General features: G+C 40.2%; 20 protein-coding genes. 3 read left to right on the top strand and 17 right to left on the bottom strand.

Features of this window, described 5'->3' with window-relative positions:
- Window positions 1-50: 50 nt before the first annotated feature.
- From ABD009_RS13970 to ABD009_RS13960, 3 genes are read left to right on the top strand one after another with little or no spacing between them, the layout of a single operon-like run.
- The gene (locus ABD009_RS13970; RefSeq protein ID WP_343826434.1) at window positions 51-611 is read left to right on the top strand and encodes a chorismate--pyruvate lyase family protein; all 561 of its coding nucleotides are present in this window, start codon (window positions 51-53) and stop codon (window positions 609-611) included.
- Window positions 612-662: 51 nt separating this feature from the next.
- Window positions 663-1,487 (top strand): 4-hydroxybenzoate octaprenyltransferase, encoded by an 825-nt coding sequence (ubiA, locus tag ABD009_RS13965; protein WP_425543085.1) that lies wholly within the window; start codon window positions 663-665, stop codon window positions 1,485-1,487.
- On the top strand, window positions 1,488-2,387 hold the full coding sequence (locus ABD009_RS13960; protein ID WP_343826429.1) for an AEC family transporter: 900 nt from the start codon (window positions 1,488-1,490) through the stop codon (window positions 2,385-2,387).
- Window positions 2,388-2,411: 24 nt separating this feature from the next.
- Here ABD009_RS13960 and ABD009_RS13955 read toward each other — a convergent pair whose 3' ends face one another.
- The 17 genes from ABD009_RS13955 to rsmG all read right to left on the bottom strand — a co-directional run bounded on the left by ABD009_RS13955 (window position 2,412) and on the right by rsmG (window position 15,321).
- Window positions 2,412-2,939, bottom strand: coding sequence for a methylated-DNA--[protein]-cysteine S-methyltransferase (locus ABD009_RS13955; protein WP_343826427.1), 528 nt, complete (start codon window positions 2,937-2,939; stop codon window positions 2,412-2,414).
- Entirely contained in the window at window positions 2,936-4,312 is a 1,377-nt protein-coding gene (locus ABD009_RS13950; RefSeq protein WP_343826424.1) for a DNA-3-methyladenine glycosylase 2 family protein, read from the bottom strand. The genes ABD009_RS13955 and ABD009_RS13950 overlap by 4 nt, the downstream gene beginning before the upstream one ends.
- Before the next feature lie 154 nt (window positions 4,313-4,466).
- On the bottom strand, window positions 4,467-4,820 hold the full coding sequence (locus ABD009_RS13945) for an MGMT family protein (protein WP_343826421.1): 354 nt from the start codon (window positions 4,818-4,820) through the stop codon (window positions 4,467-4,469).
- Window positions 4,821-4,871: 51 nt separating this feature from the next.
- Window positions 4,872-5,072, bottom strand: coding sequence for a DUF3283 family protein (locus ABD009_RS13940; protein ID WP_343826418.1), 201 nt, complete (start codon window positions 5,070-5,072; stop codon window positions 4,872-4,874).
- 67 nt (window positions 5,073-5,139) lie between these two features.
- A complete protein-coding gene (locus ABD009_RS13935) occupies window positions 5,140-5,466 on the bottom strand; it encodes a MaoP family protein (protein ID WP_343826416.1) in 327 nt (108 codons plus the stop codon).
- A 195-nt stretch (window positions 5,467-5,661) separates the two neighbouring features.
- A complete protein-coding gene (locus tag ABD009_RS13930) occupies window positions 5,662-6,081 on the bottom strand; it encodes a F0F1 ATP synthase subunit epsilon (protein ID WP_155696877.1) in 420 nt (139 codons plus the stop codon).
- 23 nt (window positions 6,082-6,104) lie between these two features.
- Entirely contained in the window at window positions 6,105-7,484 is a 1,380-nt protein-coding gene (gene atpD, locus ABD009_RS13925) for a F0F1 ATP synthase subunit beta (RefSeq protein ID WP_155696875.1), read from the bottom strand.
- Between the two features lie 28 nt (window positions 7,485-7,512).
- Window positions 7,513-8,373 carry a F0F1 ATP synthase subunit gamma gene (atpG, locus tag ABD009_RS13920; RefSeq protein WP_155696873.1) on the bottom strand — a complete coding sequence of 287 codons (861 nt, stop codon included), beginning with the start codon at window positions 8,371-8,373 and terminating at the stop codon, window positions 7,513-7,515.
- Window positions 8,374-8,430: 57 nt separating this feature from the next.
- Window positions 8,431-9,972: a F0F1 ATP synthase subunit alpha gene (gene atpA, locus ABD009_RS13915; RefSeq protein ID WP_155696872.1), complete on the bottom strand. Its 1,542-nt coding sequence runs from the start codon at window positions 9,970-9,972 to the stop codon at window positions 8,431-8,433.
- A 14-nt stretch (window positions 9,973-9,986) separates the two neighbouring features.
- Window positions 9,987-10,520, bottom strand: a complete 534-nt coding sequence (gene atpH, locus ABD009_RS13910; RefSeq protein WP_155696870.1) for a F0F1 ATP synthase subunit delta — start codon at window positions 10,518-10,520, stop codon at window positions 9,987-9,989.
- Between the two features lie 17 nt (window positions 10,521-10,537).
- The gene (gene atpF, locus ABD009_RS13905; protein ID WP_155696868.1) at window positions 10,538-11,008 is read right to left on the bottom strand and encodes a F0F1 ATP synthase subunit B; all 471 of its coding nucleotides are present in this window, start codon (window positions 11,006-11,008) and stop codon (window positions 10,538-10,540) included.
- A 50-nt stretch (window positions 11,009-11,058) separates the two neighbouring features.
- Complete coding sequence (gene atpE, locus ABD009_RS13900; protein WP_105051295.1) at window positions 11,059-11,277, bottom strand: F0F1 ATP synthase subunit C; 219 nt, start codon at window positions 11,275-11,277, stop codon at window positions 11,059-11,061.
- A 121-nt stretch (window positions 11,278-11,398) separates the two neighbouring features.
- Window positions 11,399-12,202 carry a F0F1 ATP synthase subunit A gene (gene atpB / locus ABD009_RS13895; RefSeq protein WP_155696867.1) on the bottom strand — a complete coding sequence of 268 codons (804 nt, stop codon included), beginning with the start codon at window positions 12,200-12,202 and terminating at the stop codon, window positions 11,399-11,401.
- Between the two features lie 25 nt (window positions 12,203-12,227).
- Window positions 12,228-12,602: an ATP synthase subunit I gene (locus tag ABD009_RS14190; RefSeq protein ID WP_155696865.1), complete on the bottom strand. Its 375-nt coding sequence runs from the start codon at window positions 12,600-12,602 to the stop codon at window positions 12,228-12,230.
- 349 nt (window positions 12,603-12,951) lie between these two features.
- A complete protein-coding gene (locus ABD009_RS13890; RefSeq protein ID WP_155696863.1) occupies window positions 12,952-13,854 on the bottom strand; it encodes a ParB/RepB/Spo0J family partition protein in 903 nt (300 codons plus the stop codon).
- A 31-nt stretch (window positions 13,855-13,885) separates the two neighbouring features.
- Window positions 13,886-14,665: a ParA family protein gene (locus tag ABD009_RS13885; protein ID WP_330997829.1), complete on the bottom strand. Its 780-nt coding sequence runs from the start codon at window positions 14,663-14,665 to the stop codon at window positions 13,886-13,888.
- A gap of 20 nt (window positions 14,666-14,685) precedes the next feature.
- Entirely contained in the window at window positions 14,686-15,321 is a 636-nt protein-coding gene (gene rsmG, locus ABD009_RS13880; RefSeq protein ID WP_343826406.1) for a 16S rRNA (guanine(527)-N(7))-methyltransferase RsmG, read from the bottom strand.
- Window positions 15,322-15,361: the final 40 nt, after the last annotated feature.

Genomic DNA, 15,361 nt, shown 5'->3' with positions numbered 1-15,361 from the left:
GCAATAATTTTTGCTACCATAGCGGTTCTAATCAAATTGAGATTAAAATTTTGTTTCCTATTGAATTACCAACCAATTGGCAGTTAGCCGACAATAGTCAATCGCTAGCGGCAAATAAAGGGCTTAAAAGTTGGGTCTGTAGTGAAAGCTCTCTTACTGTAAAAATTAAAGAACTTGGTACCGCATTCTCAGTAGAAGTTTTAAATCAGTGTTACCAAGCTATTGATGAGAAAACTCAACAGCAATTAAATACAAAAGATAGCGTCGCTCTAATACGCGAAGTATTACTAAAGCAAGGCGACAAGCCTTTAATATATGCCCAAACTATAATACCTGAATCAACCATTGTAGGCACAGAGTCTAGGTTGGCTGAGTTGGGTAATCAGTCTCTTGGGCAAGTGTTATTTCAGAGCAAAGAAACGCAGCGTGGACATATAGAAGTAAGTACTGTGTCTGACTCTTCCGCTCTTGGCTCATTTATACAAAACAAATTGGGCCAAGCTTTAAGAGATGTTTGTTTTATTCGTCGTTCAACATTTAATTTAAATAACAAACCACTGATTGTTAATGAATGCTTTTTGCCTTTGTTAACTAACGGTAGTGAGGAATAAGTAGTGCGCTGGGAATTATCCTTTAAAAATTACCCTTCTTACCACCAGCTCATGAGGCTAGACAAGCCTATTGGGATTTATCTGTTGTTGTGGCCAACGCTTTGGGCCCTATGGATTGCTTCTTTTGGAGTTCCTCACTGGCATTATCTATTAGTTTTCACTGCAGGCGTTGTATTAATGCGCTCAGCCGGTTGTGTTATTAATGACTATGCCGATAGGCATTATGATGGTCATGTTGAACGCACGGCCTTAAGGCCTATTCCTGCAGGAAAAGTATCTCCTACAGAAGCACTACAACTGTTTTTTGTATTAATAGTCGTGTCATTTTTATTGGTATTGACGCTTGATAAAGAAGTTATATTTTTGTCTATAGGAGCATTACTTCTAGCCTCAGCTTATCCATTTATGAAGCGGTATACCCACTTCCCACAAATTGTGTTGGGTGCAGCATTTAGCTGGGCAATTCCAATGTCATTTATGGCAGTGCAAGCAGATCTTCCTATCGAAGTTTGGATTCTTTATTTGGCAAACCTAACTTGGACAGTAGCTTACGATACGTATTATGCAATGGTTGATAAAGACGACGATTTAAAAATTGGCGTTAAATCGACAGCAATAGCTTTTGGTAAAAATGACTTATTGGTGATTGCGATGTTGCAACTTTCAACATTATGGTTATTTGCACAATTGCATGTTTATTTGCACTGGCATTGGCCTATGACGTTTGCGTTAGCTGCAGTGGCCACTTTATTTTTGAAACAGCTGTGGAATTGTAGGCAAAGAGACAAAACGCAGTGTTTTAAAGCCTTCTTGGATAACCACCATGTTGGGCTAATTATCTTCCTTGGTCTTTTTGTTGAATACTGGCTTTATTAATTGATCACTTTATCCGTTATATTACCCTTGGCTATCATTTGCTTTTTAGGCTTTTTGTTAGCAAAAGTTAACTGGCTAAAACAAGCACAAGTTCAGGCCTTGTCTTCAGTTTGCTTTTCATTACTCATCCCACTTTTTTTGTTTAAAAGCACTTCACAAACTAATTTATCCTCTGGGCTTTCTTGGACTTGGTTTGCCGCTTTATATTTGGGTATGCTGGTGGTATTTTTTGCTCAATTCTACTTTATGACTAAAGTGCTTAAGCGAAGCAATGCAAATGCCTCGGTTTCATCTTTAGCAGCAACTTATTCAAATACGGTATTAATCTCAATTCCAGTACTTATAGGACTGCTTGGCGCAGAGACAGCAGGGCAAGGCTTTGTATTAATTGCTTTTCATAGCGCCATGTTGTTTATCATTACCGAATTGTACATAAGCTCAATAACAATAAAAAATGTGGTGAATAGTTTAAAGAACCCATTAGTAATGAGTATAACGGCCGGTTTATTGTGTAATGTTTTGGGGGTGACAATTCCAACTGTTATTTTAGAACCATTAGACATGTTATCAACATCAGCAATCCCCTTAGCTTTATTCAGCTTAGGCGCATCAATCAAGTTTTTACCTATCAAAGGCAATCGTAGTGAAGCTTTACTATTAAGTGGCGTAAAACTTATTGTATTACCTGGCACTGTTTATTTATTGGCAACTTTTATATTTATGCTTAGTGTTGAGGCAACCTTAATTGTCGTACTCCTAACAGCGAGTCCTACTGGCGTTAATGCATTTATCATTTCAACAAAACATAGAGTTCAAGAGGGCATAAGTGCTACGACTGTTGTGTTTTCTACAATTTTAAGTGTTTTAACGATCACTCTTTGGAGCTATTTGCTCTACTAACGTAAGTTGCAGTCAAACTGGCTATTAATCGCCAGTTACCTTACTTTCAAATGACAACAGCTTTTGTTTGTTATCAAGTCCACCAGCGTAGCCTGTAAGCGTCCCATTAGCTCCAATCACTCGATGGCAGGGCACAACAATAGCTAGCGGGTTTTTACCGTTAGCCGCCCCTACAGCGCGAACTGCTTTGGGGTTGCTAATAAAGTTTGCTAACTCCCCATATGACCACGTCTGCCCGCAAGGGATTTGTGTTAGCGCTTGCCATACTTGTTGCTGAAACGCGGTCCCGTAATTACTTTGATGGGCTAACAAGTCGGAAAAGTTTGTTTCTTCGCCACGAAAATATTTGGACAATTGTTCTTGTGCTAAATCAAGAATAGGGTGCTGATCTTGGTTTTTAGGATCTCTAAGGTTTTCTGTTGCCACAATTTCGACATACCATAATGAAGGAACTTCACTGTCTAAATTAATACCTATTTCAACAGCGCCTATAGGCGTTTCAATCCACCTTGTGGCAAGTTTGTCAGGCATAGGTTGATTCACAACACTCATAGCATATTCCACATGTTAAAAGTTAAATACGTCCGCCACGGAGAAGCTTTAGCCGGCTCAATAAGAGGGAATATATCTAATGCTTTTTTAATACCTAAGTCGGTATCTAACCATATATCGGTATTCGACTGACCTCGCATTTTTGCATATTCAACTGTCCATGGACCAATGCCTTTTAATTCAAGCCACTGTTCTGGATCAGTGTCCGGGTTATCTATACAAAACTTAGCAAGTCGGATTAAGGTTTGCTTTCTTGCTTCCGGGATTTTCAAAAACAATAATCTAGATTTGGCTAATTGCTGAGGTGTCGGAAACCATCGATAGTCGACTCGGTTGACCGTCTCTTTGTCTCCTAACTGTTCCACAAGCTGGTTCAATAAGTTAGTTGCTGCTTTAACAGATACTTGTTGTCCTAATATGGCCCTAACACCAGCTTCAAAAACACTCCAACAACTAGGAATTCGAATACCTGCGCTTAGGTTATGTTCAGGTATCCCAGATTCCTGTAGCGCAGCACTAATAACGCCTACGTTCGCATTGAGATCAAATACTTGTCTAATTTTCTGAACAACAGAATATAAGTATTTTGCATCATCTATAACGATACTTACGTTAAAGCCTTGTTTATCTGGTCGGTGAACGGCATTAAATCGGCCTTTAATATACCCACTATCTGACGGCCAATAAAAAGTGCGACCATATGAGCTGCTCCCCACATGCTCCATACCCGCAATTTTTCTAAAATCCACAAAGTCATGCCAGTGCTGCCAATCAAAAGGCGGCTGATAATTTAACTGAAGGCGAATTGGAGCATCGCTGACCGGGTGTTTTCGAACTTCTGAAGGTGTTTTTGTGGTTATCTTTTTAAAACTGTCATTAAACCGTCTTACATTATTAAAGCCACTAGCAAATGCTACGTCTTGAATTGGCATATGTGTTTGATGAAGCAGTGACTTGGCAAATAACACTTGTTGATGTTGTACATAATGTTTTGGAGAAACGCCAAGCTTCTCAACAAATAACTTTCTTAAGTAGCGATCGGTAATACCCAGCCGGTCGGCTAATTCACTTAACTTTAAGTCATGAAAACCCTGCTCATGAATAATATTTAAGGCACGTTGTACGGTTGTTTGTGTTCCATTCCAAGCTGGAGAGAATGGCGCTGATTCTGGACGACACCGTAAGCAAGGTCGATAGCCAGATACTAAAGCTTCATTGGCTGTTTGAAAATACTCAACGTTTTGCTCTTTGGGGGCATTTGCTGGACAAATAGGACGACAAAAAATGCCCGTTGTTTTAACCGCGACATAAAACACACCATCAAACCTCGGATCGCGTGACAACCTAGCTTGTTGAAACTCATTTAATTCCATTTAACTGCTCATTAACTGAATTAGTAATGTATTGAGTCTAACCTATAAACTTCATATTACTAGATGAAATCGGAAGTGAAGGTTAAATCGGAACAAACTGTTTGAGTTTGAGTTTGGTTTGGTTTGGTTTGGTTTGGTTTAGTTTTATAAAACTCTAGTAATCTGGCAATAGAAATAAAATATTTTCTAAATCTACCACCCAACCAAATTCTTTGATGCTGACTCTTTTACCTTTAACCGTGATGCCTTCGTCAATTAACAAAGCTCTCTGATTAGCAAATTCGTCGCTACCAGGTGAGAAAGCTATTTCACCGCTAGATCGAATGACTCTATGCCAAGGTACTGGTTTATTATTTAAGCCTTCGCTAGGAACAAACTTAAGACACTTTCCTACTAACCTTGCTCGTCCAGGTAACCCTGCTAAATCAGCAATTTGACCATAACTACTAACTTTACCAACAGGAATTAGTTGAATAGTTTTCCAAATTTTAACGTACTGTTCGTTCATGAGTTTAATTACATCAGGTAATTAGGTTCCATGTGGAACTTAACTTATTGGTTACACAGACTTAAAATATTCGTAGCGATCCATAAGATGCTGCTGAAGGTCGGCTTCTAGGAAGTGCTGGTGGATATATTTGATAATTTCTGGTCGGCTCATTAAGCCTCGCTTTTCTTTATAAGCCCAAAAAGACGCCATTAAATCATGTTGAATAGCGTCTTGCTCTTTTTGAGGCATAGTAGCTATATTGTAACTCATGCTGAATTTCCCCTATGTTTTCTCTCCACAAGTTTACGGAAATTCCAACTGATATACAGCTATATATTTAATAATCTGTAGATAAAAAAGAATTGTGTCCGTCGTGTCTGGAGAGAAATATGCGTTGTGAACGCGCTGTTATTGCTTGCTTATACTTACTCCAAGCTTTTACTGCGAAACTTTGGCTTTCTAACCCTTCACATACTGCTTGTTGAAAGTGTTTTTCATCTTCATTTTCAGGAGTACGAAGCTTAGATTCAAGTTCTCGTAATGTATGACCATGAGACTCTAAATACTCAGCCTCACGTATTGTAAATACGCCACTGCGACGAAAACCATGTGGAAAGTTATGATCGTCATAGTAGTTGTATTTGCCTGCACCGATGTTTTCCATATTAATCCACCTATCAATTTTTGAAATAAACGAATTGCCAACTTTGCGTTGGCTAGTTATATAGATTGTTTGCGACAAATCTGTGGCGTTTTTATTACAATTTTTAGAAAAAGGGAAGTTTTATTTGATTAAATTTCAGACATAAAAAAACCCAGCCTAAGCTGGGTTTTCAAAAACATCTGTAAGGAAGCTGAATTAGCCTTTACGAATTTGTTTGATAACACGTAATTGTGCGATAGCGCGAGCAAGCTCTGCTGTAGCTTCTGCATATTCAAAGTCTGCACCAGAATCAGCTAATTGCTGTTCCGCTGTTTTCTTCGCTTCAAGTGCAGCTGCTTCATCAAGATCTTCAGCTCTTATTGCGATATCGGCCAACACAGAAACACTGCTAGGTTGTACTTCTAAAATACCACCTGCAACGTAGAAGAACTGTTCTTCACCGTGCTGTTTCACTACGCGTACCATGCCAGGTTTAATGGCAGTAAGTAAAGGCGCGTGACCTGGGTAAATACCCAAATCACCTTCACTACCTGTTACCTGTAACGTTTCAACAAGACCAGAAAATACTTTCTGCTCTGCGCTTACTAAGTCAAGGTTCACAGTCATTGCAGCCATTGTACGCTCCTAATTAGGTATGCTTATTTAGCTTTTTCTAAAGCTTCTTCAACCGAACCAACCATGTAGAACGCTTGTTCTGGTAGGTCATCATAATCGCCGTTTAAGATACCTTTAAAGCCAGCAATTGTGTCTTTAAGAGATACATATTTACCAGGAGAACCAGTAAATACTTCTGCAACGAAGAAAGGTTGAGATAAGAAACGTTCAATCTTACGAGCGCGAGATACAGTTTGCTTATCTTCTTCAGATAATTCATCCATACCTAGAATCGCAATGATGTCTTTAAGTTCTTTATAACGCTGAACTACTGTTTGAACACCACGTGCAACGTCATAGTGCTCTTGACCAATTACTTGAGGGTCAAGCTGACGAGACGTTGAATCTAGTGGATCGATCGCTGGGTAAATACCTTTTGATGCGATATCACGAGATAGTACAACTGTTGCATCTAAGTGAGCAAAGGTTGTAGCTGGTGATGGGTCAGTCAAGTCATCCGCAGGTACGTATACCGCTTGGATTGAAGTGATTGAACCAGTCTTAGTAGAAGCGATACGCTCCTGAAGTACACCCATTTCTTCAGCAAGTGTAGGCTGGTAACCTACCGCTGATGGCATACGACCAAGAAGTGCTGATACTTCAGTACCCGCTAGTGTGTAACGGTAGATGTTATCAACGAAGAAAAGAACGTCACGACCTTCGTCACGGAACTTCTCAGCCATTGTTAAGCCAGTTAGGGCAACACGTAAACGGTTTCCTGGAGGCTCGTTCATCTGACCGTAAACTAGAGATACTTTATCTAGTACGTTTGATTCGTTCATTTCATGGTAGAAATCGTTACCCTCACGAGTACGCTCACCAACACCTGCGAATACTGAGTAGCCGCTGTGCTCGATTGCGATGTTACGGATAAGTTCCATCATGTTTACGGTTTTACCAACACCGGCACCACCGAATAGACCAACTTTACCACCTTTAGCAAATGGACATACAAGGTCGATAACCTTGATACCAGTTTCTAAAAGCTCAGTTGAGCTAGATTGTTCTTCATATGAAGGAGCTGCACGGTGAATCGTGTAACGCTCTTCTTCACCAATAGGACCCGCTTCATCGATTGGGTTACCTAGTACGTCCATGATACGGCCTAATGTAGCTGTACCAACTGGAACTTCAATACCTTTACCAGTATTTACTACTTCTGCACCACGTGCTAAACCGTCAGTAGTACCTAGCGCGATTGCACGAACAACGCCGCCACCTAGCTGCTGTTGAACTTCTAATGTAAGACCTGAAAGGCCTCCAGTAGTAACTTTAATCGCGTCATATACCGCAGGTACTGCATCTTGTTGGAACTCTACGTCCACAACCGCGCCAATGATCTGTACGACCTTACCTTGACTCATGACATTTCCTCTAAATTTGTTTTTAAACCTAAACCGCTGCAGAACCAGCACATATCTCAGAAATTTCCTGAGTAATGGCGGCCTGACGTGCCTTGTTGTATACCAATTGTAAACCGTCAATGATTTCACCGGCGTTATCTGTTGCGGCTTTCATCGCAACCATACGCGCAGCTTGTTCTGACGCAGCGTTTTCAACAACGCCTTGATATACCTGAGACTCCACATAACGAACCAATAATGTTTCCATTAATACTTTTGGATCTGGCTCGTAGATGTAATCCCATTTATGAGACATGTCTTCGTCTTCTGCTTTTGGTAAAGGTAGTAATTGATCGATCGTTGGTTGTTGAGTCATGGTATTTACAAATTTATTGTAAACCACGAACAAGCGGTCGATTTTGCCTTCATTGTACGCTTCTAACATCACGCGTACTGCACCTACTACATCTGAAACAGATGGTGCATCACCTAAGCCTGTTTTAGCAGCAACAACTTTGCCACCAAATCGGTTAAAGAATCCAACAGCTTTAGTACCTATAGCTGCAAAATCTACTTCAACACCGTCTTCAACGTATTTTTGTACGTCGTTTGCAACTGCTTTAAACTCATTTGAGTTCAAACCGCCACAAAGGCCTCGGTCAGACGAAATTACCACATAACCTACACGTTTAACCTCACGCTCTTCCAAATAAGGATGGCGATATTCAAGGCTACCGTTTGCAATGTGACCAATCACTTTACGCATTGTTTGCGCATATGGACGGCTTGACGCCATACGGTCTTGAGCTTTCTTCATTTTAGAAGCCGCAACCATTTCCATAGCACTGGTGATCTTCTGAGTGTTTTTAATACTCCCGATCTTACCTTTAATCTCTTTTGCGCCGGACATGTGATTCTCCGATTAACTTTCAACGAAAGAGAAAGCCGAAGCTTTCTCTCAACTTATTTACCAAGTTTGAGTGGCTTTGAATTTTTCAATGCCAGATTTCAAGCTTGCTTCGATATCGCCGTTGAAGTTACCGGTCGCATTAATGTCTTTCATAAGATCAGCATGTTCACTGTTCATGAATGAAATTAACGCCGCTTCGAAGTCTAATACTTTAGAAACTTCGATGTCCTTCAGGAAACCTCTTTCAGCAGCAAACAATGAAACACCCATGTCAGCAATTGACATTGGAGCATATTGCTTCTGTTTCATTAGCTCAGTTACACGCTGACCATGCTCAAGCTGAGCACGTGTCGCTTCATCTAGATCAGATGCGAACTGAGAGAAGGCCGCTAATTCACGGTACTGCGCAAGTGCTAGACGAATACCGCCCCCTAGCTTCTTGATGATCTTAGTTTGAGCTGCACCACCAACACGAGAAACCGAAATACCAGCGTTTACAGCTGGACGGATACCTGCGTTGAACATGTCTGACTCAAGGAAGATCTGACCATCGGTAATCGAGATTACGTTAGTCGGTACGAATGCAGATACATCGCCCGCTTGAGTTTCAATGATAGGAAGTGCAGTTAGTGAACCAGTTTTACCTGTCACTTTACCTTCAGTATAACGCTCTACGTACACTGAGTTTACTCGAGCAGCACGCTCTAGTAGACGTGAGTGAAGATAGAATACGTCACCTGGGTATGCTTCACGACCAGGAGGACGTTTAAGAAGCAATGAAATTTGACGATAAGCAACAGCTTGCTTAGACAAATCATCATATACGATAAGTGCGTCTTGACCGTTATCACGGAAGTATTCACCCATTGTACAACCAGAGAAAGGTGCTAGGAATTGTAGCGCCGCAGACTCAGAAGCAGTAGCAGCAACAACAATAGTATTTTCTAATGCGCCGTGCTCTTCTAATTTGCGTACAACGTTAGCAATAGTAGAGGCCTTTTGACCAATTGCTACGTATACACATTTAATACCAGAGTCTTTCTGATTGATGATTGCATCGATTGCCAAGGCTGTTTTACCAGTCTGACGGTCACCGATTACTAGCTCACGCTGACCACGACCAACAGGGATCATGGCATCAACAGATTTATAACCAGTTTGAACTGGCTCATCTACTGATTGACGTTCGATAACTCCAGGTGCAATTTTTTCAACAGCTTCAAAACCAGCTGCATCAATTGGACCTTTACCATCGATTGGCTCACCTAGTGTGTTTACAACACGACCAAGTAGCGCGTCACCAACTGGAACTTCTAAAATACGACCAGTTGATTTTACTTTTGTGCCTTCTTGTAGATCCGCATAAGGACCCATTACTACTGCACCTACAGAGTCACGCTCTAGGTTAAGTGCGATAGCATAACGATTACCAGGAAGCTCAATCATTTCGCCTTGCATACAGTCAGCAAGACCGTGAATGCGAATGATACCATCTGTAACAGATACGATTGTACCTTCGTTACGAGCTTCGCTGACAACGTTGAACTGTTCAATACGTTTCTTGATCAGTTCAGCGATTTCAGTTGAGTTAAGTTGCATGCTCAAATCCCCAATTACGATTGCAATACATGTGATAAACGGTCTAATTTGCCTCTAACGGTTGCATCAATAACGGTATCACCCGCCTTGATTAACAATCCGCCGACAACCGCACTATCAATGTTGCAATTCAGCTTAATTTTGCGTGCTAGACGTTTTTCTAAAGAAGCGGCCAATGTTACTTGATACGCTTCGCTTAATTCAGTTGCAGAAGTGATTTCAACTTCAACTTCATTCTCATACAGTGCTTTTTGTTCTGCGAACAATTCAACAACTGCAGGAAGAGCAACTAAACGTCCATTTTCAGCCATAACCTTAATTAGGTTTTGGCCTCGTTCATTCAGTTGTTCACCACATACTTTGATAAATAAATCAGAAGTAACTTCTGGTGAGTGAGAGCCTGCTAAGAAGCCTGTAATGTCGTCGTTTTTTACTACTTCCGCAGTAAAAGACAACATTTCAAGCCATTCAGCTACTGCTCCGCTTTCAACAGCGAAATCAAACGCAGCTTTGGCGTAGGGACGAGCTACTGTAGTCAATTCAGACATTTGCTCTATTCCTCTGCTTATAGTTCTGCAACTAGTTTATCTAGGATATCACTGTGGGCAGCAGCATCAATTTGACGCTCTAAAATTTTCTCTGCACCAGCAATGGCTAAAACAGAAACTTGTTGACGAAGATCTTCCTTCGCGCGGTTGCGCTCAGCTTCAACTTCCGCTTGACCTTGAGCAATGATTTTCTCACGCTCATCGTGTCCACGAGTTGTTTCTTCGTCTACGATCTGTGTTGCACGCTTTTTAGCTTGCTCAATGATTTCAGCTGCTTGAACTTTAGCGTCTTTCAACTGTTCTTTCGCTTTTTCTTGAGCAAGTTCTAAGTCTTTCTCTGCACGTTCACCGGCAGCAAGACCATCTGCTATTTTATTTTGGCGTTCTTCGATTGCACCGTTCAGTGGTGGCCACACATATTTCATTGTGAACCATACAAAAACGATAAATGCGATAGATTCGCCTAATAGAGTTGCATTAAGATTCATTAACGCTCTCCTTACTTAATTAATACTATTGTTCGAATGAAAATGAGTGATTAAGCAAGTACGAACAACATGTATAACGCGATAGCTACACCGATCATCGCGATAGCATCGATAAGACCTGCTACGATGAACATTTTTACTTGTAGCTGAGGTGCTAGTTCAGGTTGACGAGCAGCTGATTCTAAGAATTTGCCACCTAATAGACCGAAACCAATAGCAGTACCAAGAGCACCTAAGCCGATTAGTAGAGCAACAGCGATAAATAACATATGTATCTCCAGTTTTTAATGTTTAAAGTTTAAAGTTAAATGTAAAAATAAATTCTTTGCGGGCTTCCTGCCCTTAACCCTTCGGGTCCAGCTAATGCTGTTCTAATTTTATCCCGAAAAATTAGTGTTCTTCGTGCGCCAAGCTTAAATACACGATGGTTAACATCATGAAGATAAACGCCTGAAGAGGTATTACTAATAAATGGAACGCAGCCCAAATAAAGTGCGCAGGTAACTGCCACATGCCCATAAGGCCAGCAATTAGAATGAAGATTAATTCACCTGCATATAAGTTACCGAACAAACGTAGCGCCAATGACATTGGTTTAGCTAGTAGTGAGATAACTTCAAGAATAAAGTTGAACCAATATAACCACGGCGTATTAAACGGGTGAGCATATAGTTCTTTCATGAATCCACCAAAACCTTTGATTTTGACAGAGTAATAAATCATTAGAACAAAAACACCAAGCGCTAACGCGGCTGTCATGTTTAAGTCAGTGGTAGGAACAACCTTCATGTAGATATGAGAGTTGCCTGAAGCGATAGTTTCCCAAGACTCGCCACCAATTAAGGCTGCTAGTGTAGGTAACCAGTCAACAGGAATAATATCCATAAAGTTCATTAATAGAACCCATACGAATATAGTTAATGCTAGCGGCGCAATAAGTGGGTTTTTGCCGTGGAAAGTGTCTTTAACACTTTGACCAACAAATTCCACAATCATTTCAACAAAACATTGAAACTTACCAGGCACACCGACGGTTGCCTTTTTTGCTACGCTACGGAACGAAAGAATAAACACCAAGCCTAAGATGATCGACCATGCCAACGTATCAACGTGCCATGTCCAAAAACCTTCACCCACTGACGCATTGGTCAAGTGGTGCTTGATGTAACCCTGAGTAGTGAGTTCACCAGACATTGTTTATTTCCCAAAAGTTTAAAGTTTAAATAAAAACCGATTGTAAAAACTGACTTATTTTCATAGTTAAAAAGCCGATTAAAAGCGCCGGAAACACTACCGGTAGCAGCTTAATAACGCAGATGAATAACGCGCCAGTAATCATTATCTTTACGGTTTCGCCTCTGTACATGGATGCCGCTATATGTTGTAAGCGTTGCGCACCTGAAAATCGAAAGGCGTATATTGTAAAGACAAAAGAGGGAAGTACATCTAACATAGCGCCTATAAAAAAAGACTGCCCAGTTTGCACTTCCCAAAAAATTCCAATAAAAAAAGCAATGACGACAGCAAAACAAGCTTGAAACGCTAAAAACTTAAAGGCGTTATTTCTATGCTTGGTTGTAACATGTTGTACCAAAGCCTATTTCCTAATAATTCTGTCTATTTAAAAACCAGCTAATCGATTGTTAATCAATCATAGCGGCAGATTGCCAGTTAGCTAGGTTAAAATCAGGCGAAATTATACGTTTAAATAAAGGTTTTGCAAGTATGAGCGGCTTTTAAACACTTGATACCTAAATACGTTTTACTGGGATAGTTTGGTAATAAATTTACAGTTACTTTTGTAAGTTACTAGGTAACTGAATTGAAAGGTTAAATTTAGAGGGGTGTTATGTATAAAAACTACTTATTACAGTTTGATAGTGACAAAAAAACGTTATTTTTTAATGATTTGTTTTTTTGCCACCGAATTTTATTTCAATTATTTATTCTTCAGTCGTTAAATGCGCAATAATTCCATCTAGCTCATCAAGTGATGAGTAAGAGATAACCATTTTACCTTTACCTTTGCGGTTGTAGGTAATATCCACTTTTGCACCTAAACGTTCTACTAGCTGTTGCTCAAGCAATTTCACGTCTGGGTCTTTTTCAGCCACCTTTTTTTCCGCTTGTTCTTGAGTCAGGCTATTTACTAGTTTTTCGGTATCACGGACAGTTAAATCTTTAGCAACTACTTTACGAGCAGCTAAAACTTGCTCATCTCCAGTAAGTGCTAATAAAACTTTTGCATGGCCAAACTCTAGATCACCATGTTCCATTAACGTCTTAACATCACTTTCTAACTTATTCAGTCGTAAATAGTTTGTTACTGAAGTACGAGATTTACCAACGGCATCGGCAACTTCTTGATGAGTCAATTCAAACTCATCTTGTAAACGCTGTAATGCGATGGCTTCTTCCATGGCATTTAGATCTTCACGCTGAATATTCTCAATAAGTGCGATTGCAACAGCCGCTTCATCTGGCACATCTTTGATTATGCAAGGAACGGTATCAAGCCCAGCTAACTGTGATGCTCTCCAACGACGTTCACCCGCAATTATCTCAAACTGTTCGTCGTTAATAGGGCGAACCACTATTGGTTGAATAATGCCTTGATTGCGAATTGACGCAGCCAGCTCTTCTAAGGCTTCCGGCGACATGTCTTTACGTGGCTGATATTTACCAGGGACTAGTATCTCAATAGCCAAGTTAACTAAGTTTTTATTATCTGCAATTAATTCAGCTTCTGCTGACTCACCTTGATTCGGCTCTTGTTGCTGGCTTTGTGCTTGAGTTGCTAATAGGGCATCGAGGCCGCGACCTAATCCACGTTTACGGGGAGACATATCTTTCCTTTACACTACAAATTAATTTAATTTACGCCGCAGCGCTTTTATTTGAACGACGCAACATTTCACCAGCTAAAGCTAAATACGCTTTTGCGCCTGACGATGATTTATCGTAATACATAACTGGCGAGCCAAAGCTTGGTGCTTCAGCTAAACGAACGTTTCTTGGAATTACGGTACGATAAACTTTATCACCAAAGTGATGTTTTAATTGTTCGGAAACGTCATTGGCTAATCGATTACGAGGATCGTACATCGTTCGTAAAATCCCTTCTATTTTTAAATTAGGGTTTACGATACTGGCCAACTGGCTAATGGTATCCATTAATGCCGTTAAACCTTCAAGAGCATAATACTCACATTGCATTGGAACAATAACAGAATCGGCTGCAGCCATAGCATTAACCGTTAGCATGTTTAGAGATGGTGGACAGTCGATAAAAATGAAATCATATTGGTCTTTGATCTTATCGAGGGCGTTTTTAAGACGGAGTTCTCGGCCATACATTTCCATCATTTTAACTTCGGCAGCTGTTACATCGCCATTCGCAGCAACAACATGATAACCACCAGAGGTTTCAGTTTCTACGACTTGATCAAAAGGTACGTCTTCAACAAGTAAGTCGTAAGCACTATATTCAACTTCATATTTGTCTATACCCGAGCCCATTGTCGCGTTGCCCTGCGGGTCGAGGTCAATAAGAAGTATTTTTCGTTTTGTCGCAGCCATTGATGCAGCAAGGTTTACTGCAGAAGTTGTTTTTCCAACTCCACCTTTTTGATTGGCTATTGCTATTATTTTTGCCACGTTCGTCTCAATCCCTTTTATCAATTGTTACGTTTACTCAACACAACTAAATGACGTTCACCTTCTAATTCAGGCACGGTTAATTGAATAATTTCTTCAACTTTAACAAATTCAGGTAAAGCTTCAATTTCTTCTTGATCAACTTGGCCTTTTAGAGCAAAAAATCGACCATCTTCAGCCACCAAATGATGACTCCAGTTAACCATATCAGATATTGATGCAAAAGCTCGACTCAAAACGCCAGCATATTGACCATGATGCTCTTCAACACGACTTAACGTCGGGTTTACATTTTTTACACCAAGTTCATGATTAACTTGAGTAATAAATCTTATTCTTTTGCCTAATGAATCTAATAACGTAAATTCATTATCCGGATTCGCGATAGCTAATGGCATGCCTGGTAGTCCCGGGCCAGTACCAACATCAATAAATTTACCATTTTTGTTTGGTGTAAGTTGTAAGTGAGGACTTACAACCAAACTATCAACAATATGTTTAATTAACATTTGTTGAGGATCACGAACCGACGTTAAATTATAGGCCTTATTCCACTTATGCAGCATTTCTACATAACCAACAAGTTGATCAATTTGTTGTTCCGAATAAGACAACTCGGTCTTATCTAATAGTTTAATAAGCTTTGTTTTTAACATGGTATGACATTTTTCTAGAAAATATTAAAGAAAGTATAGC

It is taken from the genome of Psychrosphaera haliotis (genome assembly GCF_039523615.1).
GTDB classification, from domain to species: domain Bacteria; phylum Pseudomonadota; class Gammaproteobacteria; order Enterobacterales; family Alteromonadaceae; genus Psychrosphaera; species Psychrosphaera haliotis.
Note: the sequence above shows the minus strand (reverse complement) of the source record. Positions and strands in the feature narration are given on the sequence as shown.

Bases quoted from the DNA above. Each gene is read 5' to 3' on its own strand.
- ubiA (WP_425543085.1), top strand. From the start codon at position 663: ATGAGGCTAGACAAGCCTATTGGGATTTATCTGTTGTTGTGGCCAACG.
- ABD009_RS13955 (WP_343826427.1), bottom strand. From the start codon at position 2,939: ATGAGTGTTGTGAATCAACCTATGCCTGACAAACTTGCCACAAGGTGG.
- ABD009_RS13950 (WP_343826424.1), bottom strand. From the start codon at position 4,312: ATGGAATTAAATGAGTTTCAACAAGCTAGGTTGTCACGCGATCCGAGG.
- ABD009_RS13945 (WP_343826421.1), bottom strand. From the start codon at position 4,820: ATGAACGAACAGTACGTTAAAATTTGGAAAACTATTCAACTAATTCCT.
- ABD009_RS13940 (WP_343826418.1), bottom strand. From the start codon at position 5,072: ATGAGTTACAATATAGCTACTATGCCTCAAAAAGAGCAAGACGCTATT.
- ABD009_RS13935 (WP_343826416.1), bottom strand. From the start codon at position 5,466: ATGGAAAACATCGGTGCAGGCAAATACAACTACTATGACGATCATAAC.
- ABD009_RS13930 (WP_155696877.1), bottom strand. From the start codon at position 6,081: ATGGCTGCAATGACTGTGAACCTTGACTTAGTAAGCGCAGAGCAGAAA.
- atpD (WP_155696875.1), bottom strand. From the start codon at position 7,484: ATGAGTCAAGGTAAGGTCGTACAGATCATTGGCGCGGTTGTGGACGTA.
- atpG (WP_155696873.1), bottom strand. From the start codon at position 8,373: ATGTCCGGCGCAAAAGAGATTAAAGGTAAGATCGGGAGTATTAAAAAC.
- atpA (WP_155696872.1), bottom strand. From the start codon at position 9,972: ATGCAACTTAACTCAACTGAAATCGCTGAACTGATCAAGAAACGTATT.
- atpH (WP_155696870.1), bottom strand. From the start codon at position 10,520: ATGTCTGAATTGACTACAGTAGCTCGTCCCTACGCCAAAGCTGCGTTT.
- atpF (WP_155696868.1), bottom strand. From the start codon at position 11,008: ATGAATCTTAATGCAACTCTATTAGGCGAATCTATCGCATTTATCGTT.
- atpE (WP_105051295.1), bottom strand. From the start codon at position 11,277: ATGTTATTTATCGCTGTTGCTCTACTAATCGGCTTAGGTGCTCTTGGT.
- atpB (WP_155696867.1), bottom strand. From the start codon at position 12,202: ATGTCTGGTGAACTCACTACTCAGGGTTACATCAAGCACCACTTGACC.
- ABD009_RS13890 (WP_155696863.1), bottom strand. From the start codon at position 13,854: ATGTCTCCCCGTAAACGTGGATTAGGTCGCGGCCTCGATGCCCTATTA.
- rsmG (WP_343826406.1), bottom strand. From the start codon at position 15,321: ATGTTAAAAACAAAGCTTATTAAACTATTAGATAAGACCGAGTTGTCT.